This is a genomic window from Microbispora sp. CA-102843, from assembly GCF_050936215.1.
GTDB lineage: Bacteria > Actinomycetota > Actinomycetes > Streptosporangiales > Streptosporangiaceae > Microbispora.
In genome coordinates this window covers 9513056-9531450 of record NZ_JBNJNF010000001.1, presented here as the reverse complement: position 1 = coordinate 9531450, position 18395 = coordinate 9513056, and the positions used below count along the sequence as shown (strand labels likewise).

At 70.7% G+C, this 18395-nt stretch carries 17 protein-coding genes and 1 tRNA gene; 6 read left to right on the top strand and 12 right to left on the bottom strand.

The genetic code is table 11. From position 1 onward, the window contains the following. Positions 1–71: 71 nt before the first annotated feature. Entirely contained in the window at positions 72–938 is an 867-nt protein-coding gene (locus ACQEVJ_RS44505; RefSeq protein ID WP_433111678.1) for a rhomboid family intramembrane serine protease, read from the top strand. Here ACQEVJ_RS44505 and ACQEVJ_RS44500 read toward each other — a convergent pair. Next, complete coding sequence (locus tag ACQEVJ_RS44500; protein WP_433111675.1) at positions 931–1650, bottom strand: TetR/AcrR family transcriptional regulator; 720 nt, start codon at positions 1648–1650, stop codon at positions 931–933. The two genes, ACQEVJ_RS44505 and ACQEVJ_RS44500, sit on opposite strands and share 8 nt — an antisense overlap. Positions 1651–1760: 110 nt before the next feature. On the opposite strand from ACQEVJ_RS44500, the gene ACQEVJ_RS44495 reads away from it, so the two are divergent. Further along, positions 1761–2495, top strand: coding sequence for an SDR family oxidoreductase (locus tag ACQEVJ_RS44495; RefSeq protein WP_433111672.1), 735 nt, complete (start codon positions 1761–1763; stop codon positions 2493–2495). Between the two features lie 96 nt (positions 2496–2591). Next, a complete protein-coding gene (locus tag ACQEVJ_RS44490; protein WP_433111670.1) occupies positions 2592–2798 on the top strand; it encodes a 4-oxalocrotonate tautomerase family protein in 207 nt (68 codons plus the stop codon). Positions 2799–2919: 121 nt separating this feature from the next. Here the strand turns inward: ACQEVJ_RS44490 and ACQEVJ_RS44485 are convergent, their stop codons facing one another. After that, positions 2920–3165 (bottom strand): cell division protein CrgA, encoded by a 246-nt coding sequence (locus ACQEVJ_RS44485; RefSeq protein ID WP_433111667.1) that lies wholly within the window; start codon positions 3163–3165, stop codon positions 2920–2922. 194 nt (positions 3166–3359) lie between these two features. Here ACQEVJ_RS44485 and ACQEVJ_RS44480 point away from each other — a divergent pair, with 194 nt between their 5' ends. After that, the gene (locus ACQEVJ_RS44480; protein ID WP_433111664.1) at positions 3360–3938 is read left to right on the top strand and encodes an anthranilate synthase component II; all 579 of its coding nucleotides are present in this window, start codon (positions 3360–3362) and stop codon (positions 3936–3938) included. A gap of 197 nt (positions 3939–4135) precedes the next feature. Here the strand turns inward: ACQEVJ_RS44480 and pknB are convergent, their stop codons facing one another. The 7 genes from pknB to ACQEVJ_RS44445 form a co-directional block, all read right to left on the bottom strand. Then, positions 4136–6019, bottom strand: a complete 1884-nt coding sequence (pknB, locus tag ACQEVJ_RS44475; RefSeq protein WP_433111661.1) for a Stk1 family PASTA domain-containing Ser/Thr kinase — start codon at positions 6017–6019, stop codon at positions 4136–4138. A 67-nt stretch (positions 6020–6086) separates the two neighbouring features. After that, complete coding sequence (locus tag ACQEVJ_RS44470) at positions 6087–7586, bottom strand: protein kinase domain-containing protein (protein ID WP_433111658.1); 1500 nt, start codon at positions 7584–7586, stop codon at positions 6087–6089. 7 nt (positions 7587–7593) lie between these two features. After that, the gene (locus ACQEVJ_RS44465; protein ID WP_433111655.1) at positions 7594–9051 is read right to left on the bottom strand and encodes a peptidoglycan D,D-transpeptidase FtsI family protein; all 1458 of its coding nucleotides are present in this window, start codon (positions 9049–9051) and stop codon (positions 7594–7596) included. Next, on the bottom strand, positions 9048–10394 hold the full coding sequence (locus ACQEVJ_RS44460; RefSeq protein WP_433111652.1) for an FtsW/RodA/SpoVE family cell cycle protein: 1347 nt from the start codon (positions 10392–10394) through the stop codon (positions 9048–9050). Before ACQEVJ_RS44460 ends, ACQEVJ_RS44465 begins: the two co-directional genes overlap by 4 nt. Before the next feature lie 26 nt (positions 10395–10420). Beyond that, positions 10421–11695 carry a Stp1/IreP family PP2C-type Ser/Thr phosphatase gene (locus ACQEVJ_RS44455; protein ID WP_433111649.1) on the bottom strand — a complete coding sequence of 425 codons (1275 nt, stop codon included), beginning with the start codon at positions 11693–11695 and terminating at the stop codon, positions 10421–10423. Further along, on the bottom strand, positions 11692–12156 hold the full coding sequence (locus ACQEVJ_RS44450; RefSeq protein WP_079313436.1) for an FHA domain-containing protein FhaB/FipA: 465 nt from the start codon (positions 12154–12156) through the stop codon (positions 11692–11694). The genes ACQEVJ_RS44455 and ACQEVJ_RS44450 overlap by 4 nt, the downstream gene beginning before the upstream one ends. 17 nt (positions 12157–12173) lie before the next feature. Then, complete coding sequence (locus ACQEVJ_RS44445; RefSeq protein WP_433111645.1) at positions 12174–12914, bottom strand: FhaA domain-containing protein; 741 nt, start codon at positions 12912–12914, stop codon at positions 12174–12176. A 156-nt stretch (positions 12915–13070) separates the two neighbouring features. On the opposite strand from ACQEVJ_RS44445, the gene ACQEVJ_RS44440 reads away from it, so the two are divergent. Next, positions 13071–13156: transfer RNA gene (locus ACQEVJ_RS44440), tRNA-Leu, on the top strand. Positions 13157–13660: 504 nt separating this feature from the next. Here ACQEVJ_RS44440 and ACQEVJ_RS44435 read toward each other — a convergent pair. Further along, complete coding sequence (locus ACQEVJ_RS44435; RefSeq protein ID WP_433111642.1) at positions 13661–14665, bottom strand: hemolysin family protein; 1005 nt, start codon at positions 14663–14665, stop codon at positions 13661–13663. Next, a complete protein-coding gene (locus tag ACQEVJ_RS44430; RefSeq protein ID WP_433111639.1) occupies positions 14662–16131 on the bottom strand; it encodes a hemolysin family protein in 1470 nt (489 codons plus the stop codon). Before ACQEVJ_RS44430 ends, ACQEVJ_RS44435 begins: the two co-directional genes overlap by 4 nt. A gap of 253 nt (positions 16132–16384) precedes the next feature. On the opposite strand from ACQEVJ_RS44430, the gene ACQEVJ_RS44425 reads away from it, so the two are divergent. Beyond that, positions 16385–17638, top strand: coding sequence for an LCP family protein (locus ACQEVJ_RS44425; protein WP_433111636.1), 1254 nt, complete (start codon positions 16385–16387; stop codon positions 17636–17638). Between the two features lie 75 nt (positions 17639–17713). On the opposite strand, the gene ACQEVJ_RS44420 is transcribed toward ACQEVJ_RS44425, so the two are convergent. Continuing rightward, entirely contained in the window at positions 17714–18364 is a 651-nt protein-coding gene (locus tag ACQEVJ_RS44420) for a GOLPH3/VPS74 family protein (RefSeq protein ID WP_433111633.1), read from the bottom strand. Between the last annotated feature and the right edge of the window lie 31 nt (positions 18365–18395).

The following is an 18395-nucleotide window of genomic DNA, read 5'->3' as shown; positions in this document are numbered from 1 at the left end:
GGGCGTTTCCGGCTTATAGGCTGGCTCGTGGATGCGCCCCGCACAGGGACTCGCCCAGGAAAGGACCCCATTTGACCTCCCAGCCTCCGCCGCCCCCGCAGCCGGGGGCGCAAGCCGTGCCCACCTGCTACCGGCACCCCGACCGCGAGACCTACGTCCGCTGCCAGCGCTGTGAGCGCCCGATCTGCCCCGACTGCATGCGCGAGGCGGCGGTCGGCCACCAGTGCCCCGAGTGCGTCCGCGACGGCAGTCGCGAGGTGCGGCAGCCCCAGGCGACCTTCGGCGGTACTGCCGTGGCCAAGCCCCGCGTCACGTGGACCCTGCTGATCCTCAACGTGCTCGCGTACGGGGCCGAGGTCCTGCGCCCGGACGAGGTCATCCAGCGGTTCGCGATGTGGTCGCTCGGGGTCCACATGGGCGAGTGGTGGCGGCTGATCACCAGTGCGTTCCTGCACTCTCCGCCGCCGTCGTTCTGGCACATCCTGTTCAACATGTGGGCGCTCTACGCCCTCGGCCCCGAACTGGAGCGCAGGCTCGGCGCGGGTCGGTTCGCCGCGCTCTACATGCTCTCGGCGCTCGGCGGCTCGGTCGCCATCTACCTGTTCGGCACGTCGGCCGTCGGCGCCTCCGGTGCCATCTACGGCCTGTTCGGCGCGTTGTTCGTCGTCGCCCGCAGGCTCGGCTACGACGCCCGCGGCGCCCTCTGGCTGATCGGCATCAACGTGGTGCTCACGTTCGTCGTGCCGGGCATCAGCTGGCAGGGCCACCTCGGCGGGCTCGTGACCGGCACGATCGTCGCCGCCGGCTTCGCCTACGCTCCGCCGCGCAACCGCACCCTCGTACAGGTCGGCATCGCCGCCGCTGTGCTGGTGGCGCTGGTCCTGCTCGTCACCATGCTCCCGCCGTACGGCCTGCGCCTGGAGGGCGCCTTCACCTGACATTCCCCGAGGCCCCGCCGGGCTGCGTGATGCGGTCGAGCCAGCGCCGTAGGAGGGCGGTCTCGACCGGCTCAAGGGCCTCGGTGCCGGCAAGGTCGAGCTGTGCCCGCAGGCGCAGCGCGGCCTCGTGGAGGGGGTCGGCGTCCTCCCGCGCGGTCGCCTCGGTGAGCACATGCGCGAACACGGCGTCGCGCATGCGGTGGGACAGCGCAGGATCGTCGAAGAGCTCCGGGCAGGCGATGTGGTCGAGGGCGGCCCCGACGTTCGCGGACAGGATCAGCCGGGCCGCGATCGGCGGCTCGACCCTCAGCGCGCCGATCGCCGCGCACCGTACGAGCGTCGCCTCCAGAAGGGCGAACACCCGGTCGCGAGCCGTGGACCGGGACCACGGCCGAGGCGTGAACATGAGCTGATAGAGGGCCCGGTTCTCCCGCGCGAACGCCATGTGGCCGTCCCAGCCGGCCCGGAGGTCGGCCACCGGGTCGCCCGTCTGCTCCTGCGCGGCCTTGAGCGCGGCGTAGCGCTCGTACCCGTGGTCGGCGACGGCGTCGATTAGCCCCCGCTTGTCGCCGAACAGCCGGTAGAGCACGGGCTGGGTCACGCCGACCGCCTCACAGACCGTCCGCGTGGCGATGTCGTTGTCCGTGGACGTCGCCAGTTGCTTCTCTGCGGCCTCGATCATCGCCGCGCGTAGGGTGTCCGCACCTGCCATGTAACCAATGATACGGAACTCCGCTAGCGCTGATATGGAGATCGTGCTAACGTCTGTCTCGTAACGCCGATACGGTCAATTCGTATCGAAGATAGGTAGGGGGTTCTCCAATGAATGATCAGCGCGTGGCCGTCGTTACCGGCGGCTCCCGTGGGATCGGCCGGGCGATCGCGACGACGCTGGCCGGACGCGGCTTCGCCGTCGTCGTGGGATATCAGGGATCGGCCACTGCCGCGGCCGAGGTGGTCGACGCCGTCACGTCGGCCGGCGGCCGGGCGATCGCGGCGCAGGCCGACGTCGCGGACGAGAACGCGGTCGCGGCGATGTTCGACGCGGCGGAGAAGGAGTTCGGCGGGGTCGACGTCGTCGTCAACTCGGCGGGGCGCCTGTCGCTGTCCCCGATCGCGGACCTCGACCTCGCCGACCTGGACGCCCTGCACCGCACCAACATCCGCGGCACCTTCGTCATGGCGCGGGAGGCCGCGCGCCGTGTGCGCGGCGGCGGCACGATCATCGCCCTGTCCACGTCCATCGTGGGCCTGCAACTGCCCAGCTACGGGGCGTACGCCGCCAGCAAGGGCGCCGTCGAGGCGATGACGCTCGTGCTCGCCCGCGAACTGCGGGGGCGGGACATCACGGTCAACGCGGTGGCGCCCGGCCCGACCGCCACGGAGCTGTTCCTCGAAGGCAAGGACGAGGCCACGATCGATCGGATGGCCAAGCAGCCCCCGCTCGAACGGCTCGGCACTCCCGAGGACATCGCGGAGGTCGTCGCCTTCCTGGCGAGCCCCGCGGGGCACTGGGTCAACGGGCAGGTCGTGCGTGCCAACGGCGGCATCGTCTGACCTCCGCCGCACTGCGACCCGACGCCACCCCGAGACCCAACGCCACCCCGAGACCCAACGCCACACCGAGACCCGACATCACCGGAAGGAACGACCATGCCGTTCGCCAACCTCAAGGTGCCCGCCGACACCCTGACACCCGAGTCCAAGAAGAAGCTCATCGACGCCGTCACCGACGCCTACGTCAGCGTGTACGGCGAGCGGGCCCGGGCGACCACCCTGGTCCTCGTCGAGGAGGTGCCCGACGGCGGCTGGGGCCTCGGCGGGAACATCCTCACCGCCGAGATGCTCGGCCGAAGCTGACCCCTCCTCGCGGCCGGGCCGGGCAGTTCGCCGCCCGGCCCGAACCCGTCGAAGGGCCGCTCATCGCCTGCTGTCCACAGGCTGTGGATAAAAGCTGTGGAAAGAATTCCAGGAAAGCACGCTAGCGCCATCTGGTCGACAGCACGACGCCGACGATGATGAGCCCGAATCCGATCAGCAGGTTCCAGTTCGCCAGGGCGGAGATGCCGGGAACGCCCGGCGAGATGTAGTAGATCGCGATCCAGGCGATACCGATGATCCAGCAGGCCACCATGACGGGGGCGAGCCAACGGGGGCTGACCTTCACCGTCTGCGTCTTCTGCGGCGGCGTGTAGACGGCCTTCTTGCGGGTCTTCGACTTGGGCACGGGAGCTTCTCCTGGTGGGTACCCGCGCGGTCGTGCGGGCTGGTGTCAATAGCGTAATCGCTGTGGCGGTGAAGTCCCGAGCAAGGATAGTCGGCGCGGGCCCCGCCGGGCGATCCCCCATACGGGATTGCCGTACGCTGAAAGTCCGATTTCCGCTCTGCACACCCACCACCCCGGTGAAGCGGGAGACATCTATGGGCCCGATCCGGGTGCTCGTGGTCGACAATCACGACAGCTTCGTGCACACGATCGTGCAGTATCTGCGCGGTCTGGGCGCGGACTGCGACGTACGGCCGCGCGACCACGTCGCCGTGGGCGACGCCGACGGATTCGACGCCGTGCTCGTGTCGCCGGGGCCCGGCACGCCGGAGGCCGCCGGGGTGTCGGTGTCCCTCGTACGGCACTGCGCCGAGCGCGGCCTTCCGCTGCTCGGAGTCTGCCTCGGACATCAGGCGATCGCCGTGGCGTACGGGGCCGTGGTGGACCGCGCGCCCGAGCTCATGCACGGCCGCACCAGCCTGATCTCCCACGACGGGCGGGGCGTGTTCCGGGAGCTCCCGTCGCCGGTCACGATGACGCGCTACCACTCGCTCGCGGTGGTCCCCGGCACCGTGCCGGACGCGCTGGAGGTGACGGCCACCACGCCCGACGGCGTCATCATGGGCCTGCGCCACCGCGACGCCCCCATCGAGGGCGTGCAGTTCCACCCCGAGTCGGTCGTGTCCGAGCACGGCCACCAGCTGCTCGGAAATTGGCTCGCGCAGATCGTGTAACGCTTTCCGCTCTCGTTACGACTACAAGGGTGAGGGCTTCCGCCATTGCCCCCGAGTGGCGGAAGCCCTTCCTCATGCCCTGCGCCGTCCGTCATACCTCGTGTCGTTCGTCCCGTGTCGCGGCAGGGCCTTCGAAACCCTGACGAAACGCCGACGGCGGCCACCGCCTCGCGGTGACCGCCGTCCGCTCGTCTCGTCTAGTTGCCGAACGGGTTGTCGTCGCCCTCTCCGGGGGGCCCGATCTGCACGCCGCCCCCGTCGCCACCGTCGCCGCCGTCGGTCGGCGTGTCCGTCGGCGGTTGCTGGGTCGGCTGCTGGGTCGGCTCCTGCTGCTGCGGCGGGCCGCTGGAGACCGTCAGCGTGATCGTGGTGTTGGGGTTGAGCTTGGCGCCCGGTTGCGGCGACTGGTCGATCACGTTGCCCTGCGGCACCGTGTCGCTCGGCCGCTGCTGCGACCTGACCTTGAAGCCGGCCCCTTCCAGCGTCTGCTTCGCGTCGTCGAGCGTGAGGCCGAGCACGCTCGGGACCTCCGTCATCTCCTTGGGCACGTACAGCCGGACCAGGGAGCCCTTCTCGACCTTCTCGCCCGGCTTGGGGCTGCTGTCGAAGACCTTGCCCTGCTCCTTGGTGGTGGCCTTCGGCACGATGCTGACCTTCAGCTCCAGCGCCTCCAGCTCGGCCCTGGCCTCCTCCGGCGTCTTGCCGATCAGGTCATCTGGGACGGTGACCTTCTCCTCGCCCTTGGACACGACGACGGTGACCGTGGCCCCTCGGTCGCTCTGCTCGCCCCCGGCGGGGTCGGTGCTCACGACGGCGCCCTTGGGAACGTCGCTGTTGAACTCATCCGGCCCGAAGGCGACCTTGAACCCGGCCGCCTCCAGCGCCTGCTTGGCCGCCGCCTTCGTCTGGTTCGTCACCCGCGGCACCTCGACCTTGTCGGCCGTGGAGGAGCCGCCTGACCCGAGGAAGGCGTAGCCGACACCGACCATGGCGCCGATGACCAGCAGCGGGATGAGGATCCACAGGGAGGTCTTCAGCGCGGTGTTGCCGCCGCCGCTGCGCCGCCGCCCGTCGTACCGGCCGCCGCCGCGCTCCTCCTGGGCGTACTCGTAGTCGGGGATGGCGCGGGTGTTCTGCGTCATGGGAGCGCCGCCGGCCGTGGACATCGTCCGCGTTCGGTCCGCCGCGCCGTACCCGTTGTACTGCTGGGTGGCCATCGCCATCGTCTGCGGGTCGACCGGCATGCCGGACAGGGCCCGCTGGATGTCGCCGCGCATCTCCGTGGCGCTCTGGTAGCGGTGGAGCGGGTCCTTGGCCATCGCCTTGAGCACGATCGCGTCGGCCCACTGGGGGATCTCGGGGTCGATCCGCGACGGCGGGATCGGGTCCTCCCGCACGTGCTGGTAGGCGATCGCCACAGGTGAGTCGCCGGTGAAGGGCGGCTGGCCGGTGAGCAGCTCGTACAGCACGCAGCCGGTCGAGTAGATGTCGCTGCGGGCGTCCACGCGCTCGCCGCGGGCCTGCTCGGGGGACAGGTACTGCGCGGTGCCGATCACCTGGGCCGTCTGGGTCATCGTGGCGGCGGAGTCGGCCATGGCCCGGGCGATGCCGAAGTCCATGACCTTGACCTCGCCGCTGACCGTCAACATGATGTTGGCCGGCTTGATGTCCCGGTGGACGATGCCGCCCCTGTGGCTGTAGTCGAGCGCCCGCAGGATGCCGTCCACCAGCTCCATGGCCCGCTCGGGCAGCAGCCGCCGGTCGGCGCGCAGCAGGTCGCGCAGCGTCCGCCCGTCGACGAACTCCATCACGATGTACGGCACGGGCGCGGCCTCCGTCATGTCCTCGCCGGTGTCGTACACGGCGATGATCGACGGGTGGTTGAGCGAGGCGGCGGACTGCGCCTCGCGCCGGAAGCGCGCCTGGAACGTGTGGTCCCTGGCGAGGTCGGAGCGGAGCGTCTTGATGGCGACGACACGGTCCAGCCGGATGTCCCGGGCGCGATACACCTCGGCCATGCCGCCACGCCCCACGACGCCATCCAACTCGTAGCGTCCGCCGAGAAGTCGTGGCTGAGTCATTTCCTGCACTGTCCCTTGCCGTTCATCTTGGGGTGCCACCGGTCTCCATCATCGACCCCTCTCCTCATCACTCCCCCTCATCCGGAGGGTTCGTGTCGGGTGGGGCTTCCGTCGGGGGCGGAGTCTCACTGGTTTCCGTGGCCGGGGTGGACGTCGGAGTCTTGGTCGGGGTCGGGGACGAAGCCGGTGTGGGCGTCTGGGTGGTTGATGCCGACTTGCTTACGGTAGCCGACGGAACGGCGCTCGGCTCGTCCGACGCCGCCGAAGCCGTCGGCCGATGCGGCCGCGGAACCTCTGACCTGTACGTAGGCGCCGACGGCGATGGCGACGGCGAGGGGGACGGTGAGACGGGCGCGGCCGTCTCATTCGGGTCCGGCGGAGCCTCGCCGGTCCGAAGGGTGGTGAAGGCGAGGACCCCGATGCCGACCGCGGCGGCGCAGCCCGCCGTCGCGAGGAGCAGGGTCGCGGGACGGCGGCGGCGCCCACCGGCGGGCCCCTCCGGACCTCCGGGACGCCGCGTACGGGCGTCGGGGACGCCGGCGGGAGCCCTGCGCGGAGTGGCCGGGACCGGACCGAGCGGCGCGGTGGCGCCGGGACGCGGGGCCCCCTGCCCCGGTCCTTCGTCCGGAGGCTCGCCCAGCGGCGTCGTCAGGCCGGGCGCGGCCGGAGGGACGGTGTGGCCGGCGCCGCCCGCCGCGGGGAAGCCCTGGGGGTCGGTCAGCGAACCGAGGACCGCCGTCGAGGCCGCCGTGCCCGCGAGGGTCTCACGCAGCACCCGCACCCTGTCGAGGAGCACCGGCCCGGTCTCGGGACGCGCGGCGGGGTCCTTGGCCAGCATGGCCGTCACGAGGGCCGCCACCGGCGCGGGCACGTTCCCGGGCAGCGGCGGAGGCGTGTCGTTGAGGTGGCGCAGCGCGAGCGCCACCGGGGTCTCCGCCGTGAACGGCGGGCGGCCCGCGAGGCATTCGTAGGCCACCACCCCGAGAGAGTAGACGTCGCTCGCCGGGGTGAGGGTGGTGCCGGACGCCTGCTCCGGGCTCAGGTACTGGGCGGTGCCGAGGATGGTGCCGGTCGCGGTCAGCGGCGCGGCCTCCAGCGCGCGGGCGATGCCGAAGTCGGTGATCTTGACCTGGCCGGTCTCGGTGACGAGCAGGTTGCCGGGCTTGACGTCGCGGTGGATCACCCCGGCCCGGTGGGCAGCGTGCAGGCCCCGGGCGGTCTGCTGGACGATGTCGAGCGTGACGTCCGGCCCGAGCACGCCGTTGCGGGCGAGGATGGCCGACAACGGCTCGCCCCGCACCAGTTCCATCACGAGGTAGGCCAGGCCGTCGGTCTCGCCGTAGTCGAAGACCTGGGCGATGCCGGGGTCGGTCAGGGCGGCGGTGATCCTGGCCTCGGAGCGGAACCGGTCGCGAAAGGTGGCGTCGCCCGCGACATGGCGGCCGAGCAGCTTGATCGCCACCTCCCGGCCGAGCAGTTCGTCGTCGGCCCGCCAGACCTCGCCCATGCCGCCCGCGGCGATGGGGGAGGTCAGCCGGTACCGCCCGCCGAGCACCGTGTCGGTCATGTGTCGGTCACCGCCCGAGCACCGCCTGCATGACGTCGTGGGCGATCGGCGCGGCCACCGCACCGCCGGTGGCGTCGTTGCCGGCGCTGCCGGACTCCACGAAGACCGCCACGGCGACCTTCGGGTCCTCCACCGGGGCGAAGGAGATGAACCACGCGTGCGACGGCTTGCCCGGCAACGTCTCCGCCGTGCCCGTCTTGCCCGCCACGGTGATGCCGGGGAGCTTGGCCGCGCCGCCGGTGCCGTGCTCGATCACGCCGATCATCATCTTGGTCAGCTCGCCGGCCACCTCGGGGGTGACGGCCTCGTCCAGCTTCTCGGGGTCGGTCCCGTCGATCTCCGCGCTGTCCGGTCCCATGATCTTGTTGACCAGGTACGGCTTCATGACCGTGCCCTGGTTGGCGATGCCGGCCGCGACCATCGCCATCTGCAGCGGGGTCATCTGGTTGCTCTGCTGGCCGATCGCGGTCTTGGCGAGGGCCGCCTTGCCCTCGTCCGGGCCGATGTTGCTGGCCGCGACGTTGAGGGGGATCTCCAGCGGCTGGCCGACCCCGAACTTCCCGGCCTGCTCCTTGAGCTTGTCGTAGCCGACGTCCATCCCCATGATGGCGAACGGCGTGTTGCACGAGATGGTGAGCGCCTGCACCAGGGTCGCCCGGCCGCCGCACGACTCGCCGTGGTAGTTGGGCAGCGAGATGCTCGTGCCCGGCAGCGGCAGCGAGTCGGGCGCGTTGACCTGCGTGTTCTCGTCACGGGAGGTGTCGTCGCTGAGGTAGGCCGCCGAGGTGACCGTCTTGAACGTGGACCCCGGGGCGAACGTCAGGTCGATGGCCCGGTTGAGCAGCGGCTTGTTGTCGTCCTTGTCCAGCTTGTTGTACGCCTTGTTGACGGTGTCCTTGTTCGCCTTGGCCAGCGGGTTCGGGTCGTACGACGGCACCGACACCATCGCGAGGATCTTGCCGGTCTTGGGCTCGAGCGCGACGACCGCGCCGCGCTTGCCGGTGCCGGCCAGGTCCTTGTACGCGATCTCCTGGGCCTTGGTGTTCAGCGTGAGGTCGACGCTCGCGCCCTTGGCGGGCTTGCCGCTCACCATGTCGATGGCCCGGCGGACGACCATGTCGGGGTGGCTGCCGTCGAGGTAACGGCTCATCGCGGCCTCGATGCCCGAGGCGCTCTCCGGCGCGAACCAGCCGACCACATGCGTGAACGGCTTGCCGAGCGGATACTCCCGCTCGAACCGGAACTTGGGGTCTCCGGTGTCCACCGTCTTGGCCAGCGTCGTCTTGCCGTTGTCGGCCGTGATCCAGCCGCGGTCGATGTTGTAGCGGCCGTACAACATGCGCACGTTCCGGGAGTCGTTGCGCAACCCCTCGGCCCGCACCGCGCCGAGGTAGGTCACGTTGGCCATGAGCAGGCCGAACATGACCAGGCAGGCCACGGCGACACGCTTGAGAGGGCTGTTCATCGCTGCATCACCTGCGTCATTCCCTCGTCCTGGATCGCCTGCGGCGGCGGTCGGCGGGCCGCGTCGGACATCCGTACGAGCAGGGCGATGAGCATCCAGTTGGCCAGCAGCGCCGAGCCTCCGGCGGACATGAACGGCGTCACGAGACCTGTCAGCGGGATGAGCCGGGTCACTCCGCCGACGATGATGAAGATCTGCCAGGCGAGGATGAACGACAGGCCGCCCGCGAGCAGCTTGGTGAACGGGTCGCGGGCAGCCAGCGCCGTGCGCAACCCTCGCTCGACGATCAGTGCGTAGATCATGAGGATGGCCATCAGGCCCGTGAGGCCGAGTTCCTCGCCCACGGACGGAAAGATGAAGTCGGAGAACGACAGCGGGATCTTGTACGGGTAGCCCCGGCCGAGCCCGGTGCCGAGGATGCCTCCCGAGCCCATCGCGAACTGGCCCTGCATGAGCTGGGCGCTGCCGCCCACGGCGTCGTACAGCGTGGGGTCCTCGGCGTGCAGCCAGACGTTGAAGCGGGCCTCGACATGACTGAAGACCTGCCCGGCGACGAAGGCGCCGCCGACGAACAGCAGGATGCCGATGAACACCCACGAGGTGCGCTGGGTCGCGATGTAGAGCATCGCGATGAACGCGCCGAACAGCAACAGCGAGCTGCCGAGGTCCTTCTGCAGGACCAGGACGCCGAGGCTGATCCCCCAGGTGATGAGGACGGGACCGAGGTCGCGTGCCCGAGGCAGGTCGATGAACAGCAGGCGGCGGCCTGCCAGGGCCAGCACATCGCGTTTGGCGACCAGGTATCCCGCGAAGAAGATGACCAGGGCCAGCTTGGCGAACTCGGCGGGCTGGATGCTGAAGGGGCCGATGCCGACCCAGATGCGCGCTCCGTTGATCTCCCTGCCGATGAAGGGCAGCATGGGCAGCACCAGCAGTGCGATGCCGGCGAAGCCGGCGGTGTAGGTGAAGCGCTGCAAGACGCGGTGGTCCCTCAACGCGATCAGGGTCGCGGAGAACATCACCACGCCGAGCGCCGTCCACATGAGCTGGTTCGCCGCCGAGGCGAGATTCTCGCCGGCCAGCTCGATCCGGTAGATCATCACCAGGCCGATGCCGTTGACCAGCGTCACGAGGGGAAGCAGAAGGGGGTCGGCCCACGGTGCCCACTTGGCGAGCACCAGGTAGGCCGCGAGCATCAGACCGCCGAGGCCGAGGCCGTAGCCGAGCATGCCGGACGGGACCTTGCCGTTGATCCCGAGCCCGACGCTGGCGTAGGCGCCCATCACGATCAGCACGGCGAAGGCGAGCATGCCCAGCTGGGCGCCGCGCCTCTTCGCGGTCATCGGTACGGGCGTGGCTTCGACAGCAGTCACTTACTGGACCTCGTGGGGGTCGGCGTCGACTTGGCGTCCGACGTGGGCGTCGCCGAGTCGCCGAAGCTCTTGATCCTGGTTATCCCGGCCTGCAGGTCGTCGACCGGGATGCCGCTGCGGACCTGGTCCTGCTGCACCGCCGGCAGCGACGAGACGAGTACGTGGTCGGTGTAGGCGACCTTCTTGAAGGACACCGGCCCGACCTCCGCGTCGACGCCCTGGAAGACGACCAGCTCGTCCCCCTTGGTGCCTATGTAGAACTGGCTCTGGGTCCACTGGTAGCCGAAATAGCCGCCGACTCCGAGCGCGGCGGCGACGACCAGCACCCCGACGGCCACCTTCGGTCCCGATCGGCCTTTGCGCGAACGCCGTGCGGAGGACTGGGCCTCGCGCACGGGTTCGTCGTCCAGGTCGTCGTCGGTGAGCACGGGTTGGGGCGCGGTGACCGTGGCGGCCCGGCCGGCGGGGGTGTCGGGCGGCGCCGAGCGGACCCGGCCCGAGCCGGCCGCACCCACGACCGCCGCCGCCCCCAGGGGCGGCTGCAGGTCGTCCACCTCGATCACGTCGGCGAGCACGCAGGTGATGTTGTCCGGCCCGCCGCCCCGGTTGGCGAGGTCGATGAGCTGCCGGACGACGTCCTCGGGATCGTCGATCGTGGTCAGGGTGTGGTGCAGGGTCTCGGCGCTGACCACCGTGGACAGGCCGTCCGAGCACAGCAGGTAACGGTCGCCCACCTGGGCCTCCCGGTCCTGCAGGTCGGGATCGACCTCGCCGCTCCCGTCCAGCGCCCGTAGCAGGATCGAGCGCTGGGGATGGTTGGCGGCCTCCTCCTGGGTGATCCGTCCGTCGTCCACCAACGACTGCACCAGCGTGTGGTCGTGCGTGATCTGGTACAGCTCGCCGTTCCTGAGCAGGTACGCGCGGGAGTCGCCCACATGGACCAGGGCGAAGCGTGAGCCGCTCCAGAGCATCGCGGTGAGGGTGGTGCCCATGCCCTTCAGGCTGGGGTCCCGGGCCACCATCGCGTGCAGTTGGTGGTTGGCGTCCCGGACCGCCGCCTCGATGGCGCTGAGCAGGTCATCGCCGAAGGCGTCCCGGTCGAGGGACGACATTGCGGCGATGGCGACCGAGCTGGCCACCTCGCCGTGGGCATGCCCGCCCATGCCGTCCGCGACGGCAAGCAGGCGGCCGCTGGCGTACGCCGAGTCCTCGTTGCCTTCACGGAGGAGCCCGACGTCCGAGCGAGCGGCGTAGCGGAGTGCGATGGTCATTTGCGCAATTCGATGACGGTCTTGCCGATGCGGATCGGAACTCCGAGGGGCACCGGGGTCGGGCGGGTCACTTTCGAGCGTTCGAGGTACGTGCCGTTCGTGGAGCCGAGATCCTCCACGATCCACTGGCCGTCCTGGGGAAAGAGCCGGGCGTGCCGGCTCGAAGCGTAGTCGTCGCTGAGAACCAGCGTGGCGTCGTTCGCCCGGCCGATGGTGATTGGCGTCTCCGTGAGGTTGATGATGGTCCCTTGCAGGGGACCACCGGTGACGATCAGCTGGCGGGGTTCGCCCTTCTTGGGCTTGGAAACCGGTCGGGGCTGCTTGACCGGTTTGCGTGCGGGCGCGGGAGCCGTACGCGGACCGAACAGGTCTGTCCGGATGACGCCGACCGCGGCGATCACGAAGAACCACAGCACCGCCAGGAAGGCGAGCCGGATCAGCAGCAGCGTTAGCTCGGACATGGACCGTTTGTCTACCTCTAATCGCGCCTGAACACCAGTGTCGTGCGGCCGAGGGTCACCCTCGTCCCGTCCTGCATCTCGACCCTGCGGACCGGCTGGCCGTTGATGAAGGTGCCGTTGGTCGACCCCAGGTCCACGAGCACGACCTGCGGCCCTTCCACTCTTAGCTCGGCATGATGCCGTGATACGCCGGGATCCACCAGCCGAAGATCACAATCGGTTCCGCGACCCAGCAAAGTGACCGGTGTGGTCAGTTCGTACGAGCGCTGGCCCTGGGGGTCGTCCTGGGTGGAGACGAGCAGCCGGGGGCGGCCCTGGAACGCGCTGGGACGGCTGGCGGGCAGGTCGCTCGGCGGCTGACGGATCTCGTCCTGCTCGACCGTGGCGCCCCGGATCACACCCGACCGGATGCGGAAGAGCCCGACGGCGAGGTCGTCGGCGGTCTCGAAACGGACCCGCACCGGCCCGACGAACGAGTAGCCCTGCTCCTTGGCGTACTCCCGTGCGAGAGTGGCGAGCTCGTGGCTGATGCTGTCGGCGTACACGTCCAGCCGCTCGCTGTCGGTCGTCGACAGCTCCACCACGAAGTCGTTCGGCACGAGCGTGCGACCCTGAGCGACGATCGCGGCGCGCTCGTCCATCTCCCTCTGCACGGCGCTGGCAACCTCGACCGGCTGGAGGTCGGACTTGAACGCCCGCGCGAAGGCCCCTTCAACCAACCCTTCGAGCCTGCGCTCGAAGCGCTGAAGGACTCCCACCGGATACCTCCCTTCCATTGCCACTACGGTCGCGACCGCTCCGGTGCTGCACTGAGCTCCTTCGCATCGTCGTTAGAGGGATCGTATCCGGGTTCGTAAGCACGGGCGGATACGTGCTAACCTTTCCAGGCACCCAGAGATGGGGGCCAACCGCAAGGGCAAGTGGCGGAATGGCAGACGCGCACGGTTCAGGTCCGTGTGTCCGAAAGGACGTGGGGGTTCAACTCCCCCCTTGCCCACCAGAAAGCAGCCTCGTGTGGTCGGAAGCAAAGCTTCCTTCCCGCGAGGCTTTCTCTTTGTGCCGCCCAGGGGGGCAACCCCCTGGAACCCCCGGGCAGATGAGAGGCCTTGTCTGGTCGGAAGGAAATCTTCCACCCGGCGGGGTTTTTTCTTTGCCCCGCCCAGGGGAACGAGCGATCCCCGGGCAGATGGGCAGCCTCGCCTGGTCGCAAGCGAAGCTTCCACGTCCGGCCTCCCCTCACAGCCCGTACGGCACGGGCCCTCATGGCGATGTCGCGGCGGGGGCCCCGAAGATCGGGTCCCCCGCCGCGCACTGCACATTCTCAGGAAGCCGCCTTTCAAACCACTTTCCCCGCGCTTGCAGGCGACGACCTTTACCTTCTGTCCCAGTTCGTGAGTGAAAACGTCTCGGGATGGGAGATTTTCCGTGAAGGTCGCAGGCAGCAGGGCGGGCCGTGACGCGGGCCGGCGCGCCCGCTCCCGTAACGGGCGCGCCGCTCCCGTCGTCAGGCGACGAGCAGTTCGCCGACCAGAGTGGTGAGATCGATCACACCGACGGGCGTGCCGCCGGCGTCCGTGACGAGCCCGAGCTGCGCGTGGGCCTCCTGCAGCAGGGTCACGGCGTCGGAGACCGTGGTGTCCTTCGCCATGCGGGGGGCGGGGGTCGCCAGCTCGCCGGCCCTGCGTCCCGGCTGGAGGACCGCGTCACGCACGTGGAGCACGCCGACCACGTCGTCCGGGGTGACGACCAGCATGCGCAGGCTCCCGCCGCGCGCGGCCGTGCGGCGTACGAGCAGGTCGTCGGCGGTCGCGGGCACCGAGGACGCCTCGCCGACGGGCACCATCAGCCGCTCCACCGGCTGGGAGTGGACCCGCAGCGCGCGGGTGAGCAGGTCGTGCTCGTCGCGGTCGAGCATGCCCATCCGGCCCGACTCCGCGACCAGCATGGCGAGCTGGCGGGGCGTGCGGGTGGTGGCCAGCTCGTCCCGGGGCCGCACGCCGGCCAGCCGCAGGATGCCGTTGGTCAGCGCGTTCAGCACGGCCAGGATCGGGCGGACGATCCAGGCGAAGCCGCGGAACGGCAGCGCCAGCCCCATCGCGGCGCGCTCGGGGTGCGTGAGCGCCAGCGACTTGGGCGCCATCTCGCCGACGACCATGTGGAGGAACGTCACCAGGGCGAGCGCCACGACGTACGCCACGGGCGTGCGCAGCGACTCGGGCAGCAGCGTGAGCACCGGCTCCATCAGATGCTCGATGGAGGGCTCGGCGACCATGCCGAGGCCCAGGGAGGCCAGTGTGATGCCGAGCTGCGCCCCGGCGAGCATGAGCGACAGCTCGCGCCCGCCCCTGACCGCCGCGCGGGCCGTGACCTTGGCCAGCCGGCCGCCGCTGACGGCGACCTCCTCCAGCCGGTGGCGGCGGGCGGAGACCAGGGCGAACTCGGCCGCCACGAAGAACCCGTTGGCGGCGAGCAGGACGATGCCGAGCAGAACGCCGGTGAGAGAACTCATGCCGGCCTGCCCTGGAACAGCGCGGAGAACAGCTCGGGGCCGTAGCCGGCGCCGCCGGAGCCGCGGGCGCCGGCGCGGGCCTTCTCCCGCTCCGGCAGCTCCTCCGCCTCCACCGGCGCCTCGGCCAGGGCATCCGTCGACACCCGCACCCACTCGGGGACACGGCGGCGCACGCTCAGGACCGTGAGCACGGCCCGCTCGGCGTCGTCGTCGTCCCCGTCGTCGAAGAGATGGGGCTCGGGCACGAGGGGGGAGACGACCTGGTCGCCGGGCTCGGCCATCCGGCCGAGGAGCGCGAGGACGAGGCCGGCCACGGTCTCGTAGTCCTCGCTCTCGGGCAGCCGGACGCGGGTCGCGCGCTCGACCTCGTCGAGGCGGAGGGTGCCCGGCACGTCCCAGACACCGTCGCCGTGCCGTACGACGCCGAGCGGTTCCGGGTCGTTCTCGTCCACCAGCTCGCCGACGAGCTCCTCGGCCAGGTCCTCCAGCGTCACCACGCCGGCCAGCCCGCCGTACTCGTCGATCACGCAGGTGAACGTCTCGCGGGCGGAGGTCATCCGCCGCAGCAGCTCGGGCAGCGGCAGGGTCGCGGGGACCAGCAGCGGCGCGCGGGTGATGCCGCCGACGAGCCCGCCGGAGGGAGAGCCCGCCTTCAGATACTCGGGCAGCCCGGCGACCCCGACGACGTCGTCGGCGTCGGTGCCCAGGACCGGGTAGCGGGAGTGGCCGTGCGTGCGCAGGGCGTCGAGGAGTTCGGCGACCGGCCACTCGGCGCGCAGCGAGACCACGCGCGGGCGGGGGACCATGACGTCCTCGGCGGTGCGGTCACCGAACTCCAGCGCGCGCTCCAGCATGTCGGCCAGCCGGGGCGGCAGCTCGCCGGCCGCGGCCGACTCCGTCACGATGCGCGACAGCTCCTCGGGGGTGGCGCCGTGTTCGAGCTCCTCCACGGGCTCGATGCCGAACAGGCGCACGAGCCGGGTGGCCGCGGCGTCGAACATGCGGATGACCGGCCCGGCGACCGCGAGATAGACGTGCGTCGGGCGGGAGAGGAACTTCGCGACGTCCTCGGGCCGCGCGATGCCGAGGTTCTTGGGGGCCAGCTCGCCGAGGATCATCTGCACGACCGTGGCGATCGCGACGCCGAGGGCCACCGCGACACCGGGGACGGCCGAGCCGGGCAGTCCGGCGGCCTCGAGGGGGCCGCGCAGCACGCCGGCGATCGCGGGCTGGGCGATGAAGCCCACCAGCAGGGTGGTGACGGTGATCCCGAGCTGCGCGCCGGAGAGCATGAACGACAGGCGTCCGGTGATGTCGAGGGCCCGGCGCGCGGCGCCGTCACCGGCCGCCGCCTGCTCGCGGAGGGCGCCGCGGTCGGCGGCCACGAAGGCAAACTCCTGCGCCACGAAGAATCCGGTGGCCAGGGTGAGAAGGAGGATGGCCAGGAGGCCGAGGGCGGCGCTCATCGGGCGCCCGCCGTGCGATCATGAGATCCCGTGCCTGTGCACGGGCAGGTACTCCAGGGGTCCGAAACGGACACGACGATCCTTTCGCGTGGTGGTATACCACCGTAACGGCTGGAATCTCTCCTGAGTTTCCCGGCAGCCTTTACTGACTGCTTAGAGGGCGTCTGGGTACCGTGAAGAAGGGGACGCATCGGCAAAGACTTCGGCCGCTGCGGTCAAAGCAGTCGCAAGACGCTGAGGGCTGGGGGTTCACGTGGCCGACGAGGACGAGGCGACCCGCGCCTATCGGCGTGCGGCCCAACCCCCGGCAGCACAGCCCCCGGTTGCCCCGCCCCGTACGGCACAGCCTCAGCCGGCGGCTCCGGCGCGGTCCGGCAGGGAGGACACGGTCCCCCGCGCCCGGTCCAAGGTGTACGGCAAGCCGCGTTCCGGCAGCACCCCGGTCCGCCCGCTCGGCGGGAGCAGGCACGAGGCCGGGGACCAGGGAAGCGCCCCGGACGGCGGTGGCGGCGGGCCGAGGGGCCGCGAGGGGGCCGTGCGCGGCGGCGGCCGCGGGCCGCGGCGCACCGGCAGGATCATCCTGCGGGTCGTCGTGGTGGTGGTCGTGCTCCTGCTCGTCGCCGCCGTCGCCGGATATTTCTGGATCGGCTCCCGGCTCCGGCCGGTCGAGTCGCTGACCGACTACAACGGGCGGCCGGCCGAGACGCCGGGCGAGGACTGGTTGCTGGTCGGGTCCGACAGCCGGGCGGGCCTGACGGCGGCGCAGCGCAGGAAGCTCGCCACCGGAAAGGCGGTCGGCAAGCGCACCGACACGATGATGCTGCTGCACATCCCCGGGAGCGGCCGGCCCACCCTGGTCAGCCTGCCCCGTGACTCGTACGTCCCGATCGAGGGGCACGGCAGCGGCAAGCTGAACGCGGCCTACGCCTACGGCGGCCCGAAGCTGCTGACCAAGACGGTCGAGCGGGTGACCGGCATCCGGATCGACCACTACATGGAGATCGGCTTCGGCGGTTTCGTCGGCATCGTGGACGCGATCGGCGGGGTCAACATCTGCGTGAAGCAGGACATCAAGGATCCGAAGGCCGGGATCAACCTGAAGAAGGGCTGCCAGGACATGGACGGCGGCACCGCGCTCGGCTACGTGCGCACCCGGGCCACCGGCGCCATCCCGGACTTCGAGCGCACCCAGCGGCAGCGCCAGTTCTTCGCCGCCGTCGTGCAGAAGGCCGCGAGCCCGGGCACGCTGATCAACCCGTTCACCTCGGTCCCGCTGGCGCTGAGCGCGGCCGACTCGGTCTCCGTCGACCCCGGCACCGGCCTGTTCGACCTGCTGTCGGTCGGCCTGGCCATGCGCGAGGGGCCCCTCGCCACCGCCGTGCCGATCGGCTCGCTGCCGACGATCGACGGCCAGGCGGTGGTCAAGTGGGACACCCAGAAGGCGCTGCGCCTGTTCGAGGCGCTCGCCGCCGACAAGCAGATCCCGAAGGACGTCATCACCAAGTAGCCCCGAGCTCCCGGGCGGTTCGCACGGGGATCGCCAGGCGCCCGCTCGGGCGGGCGCGGCACGAGCGGCAGGGGGTCAGCTTCCGGCGGTGGCGGCGACGGCCGCGGCGGTCGTGGCCGCGGTCACGGCGGCATGGATCGAGGCGATCGTCTTGCGGACCGCCTCAGCGGTCCACTGACCCTCGGCGATCTCCTTGATCCGGTCCTTCGGCGCGTCGGGGAACGCCTTGCGGTCGAGCTTGGCCGCGTGCATGACCGCGATCAGGACCGCCGTCCGCTCGTCCGGCTCGGCTCCGGCCAGCACGTTCTGGACGCGCTCCCGCACGCCCTGCTCGTGGCTCGGGTCGCGCTCCGGATAGCGCGTGGTGGGGAAGATCCCCAGGACCTTGCCCTCCTGCTCGCTCAGCACGCCACGGGCGGCCAGACGGGTCAGCAGCCGCTTGCGCAGCCTGCCCGCGCGGAGCTTGCCCACCCACCAGGCGGCCTTGCGCGGCCCGCGCTCCTCGGCGATGCGGGTGAGCGTCGCGTCCAGCTCCTCGTCGCCCACCGGGGTGGGATCGACGGGCACGACCTTCGCGTCGTCGAGGTCCACCCGGCGGCGTACGGTCAGTTCCGCGAGCAGGGCCCCGGCCAGGGCGCAGTCGAGCTCTACGGACCCGATGATCGGCTTGCCCGTGTCCTCCCGGTAGGCAAGCAGCAGCACTTCCTCGGCGATCGTCAGTGACACGGAATCGAGCCTAACTCGCGTATTGCGGTCA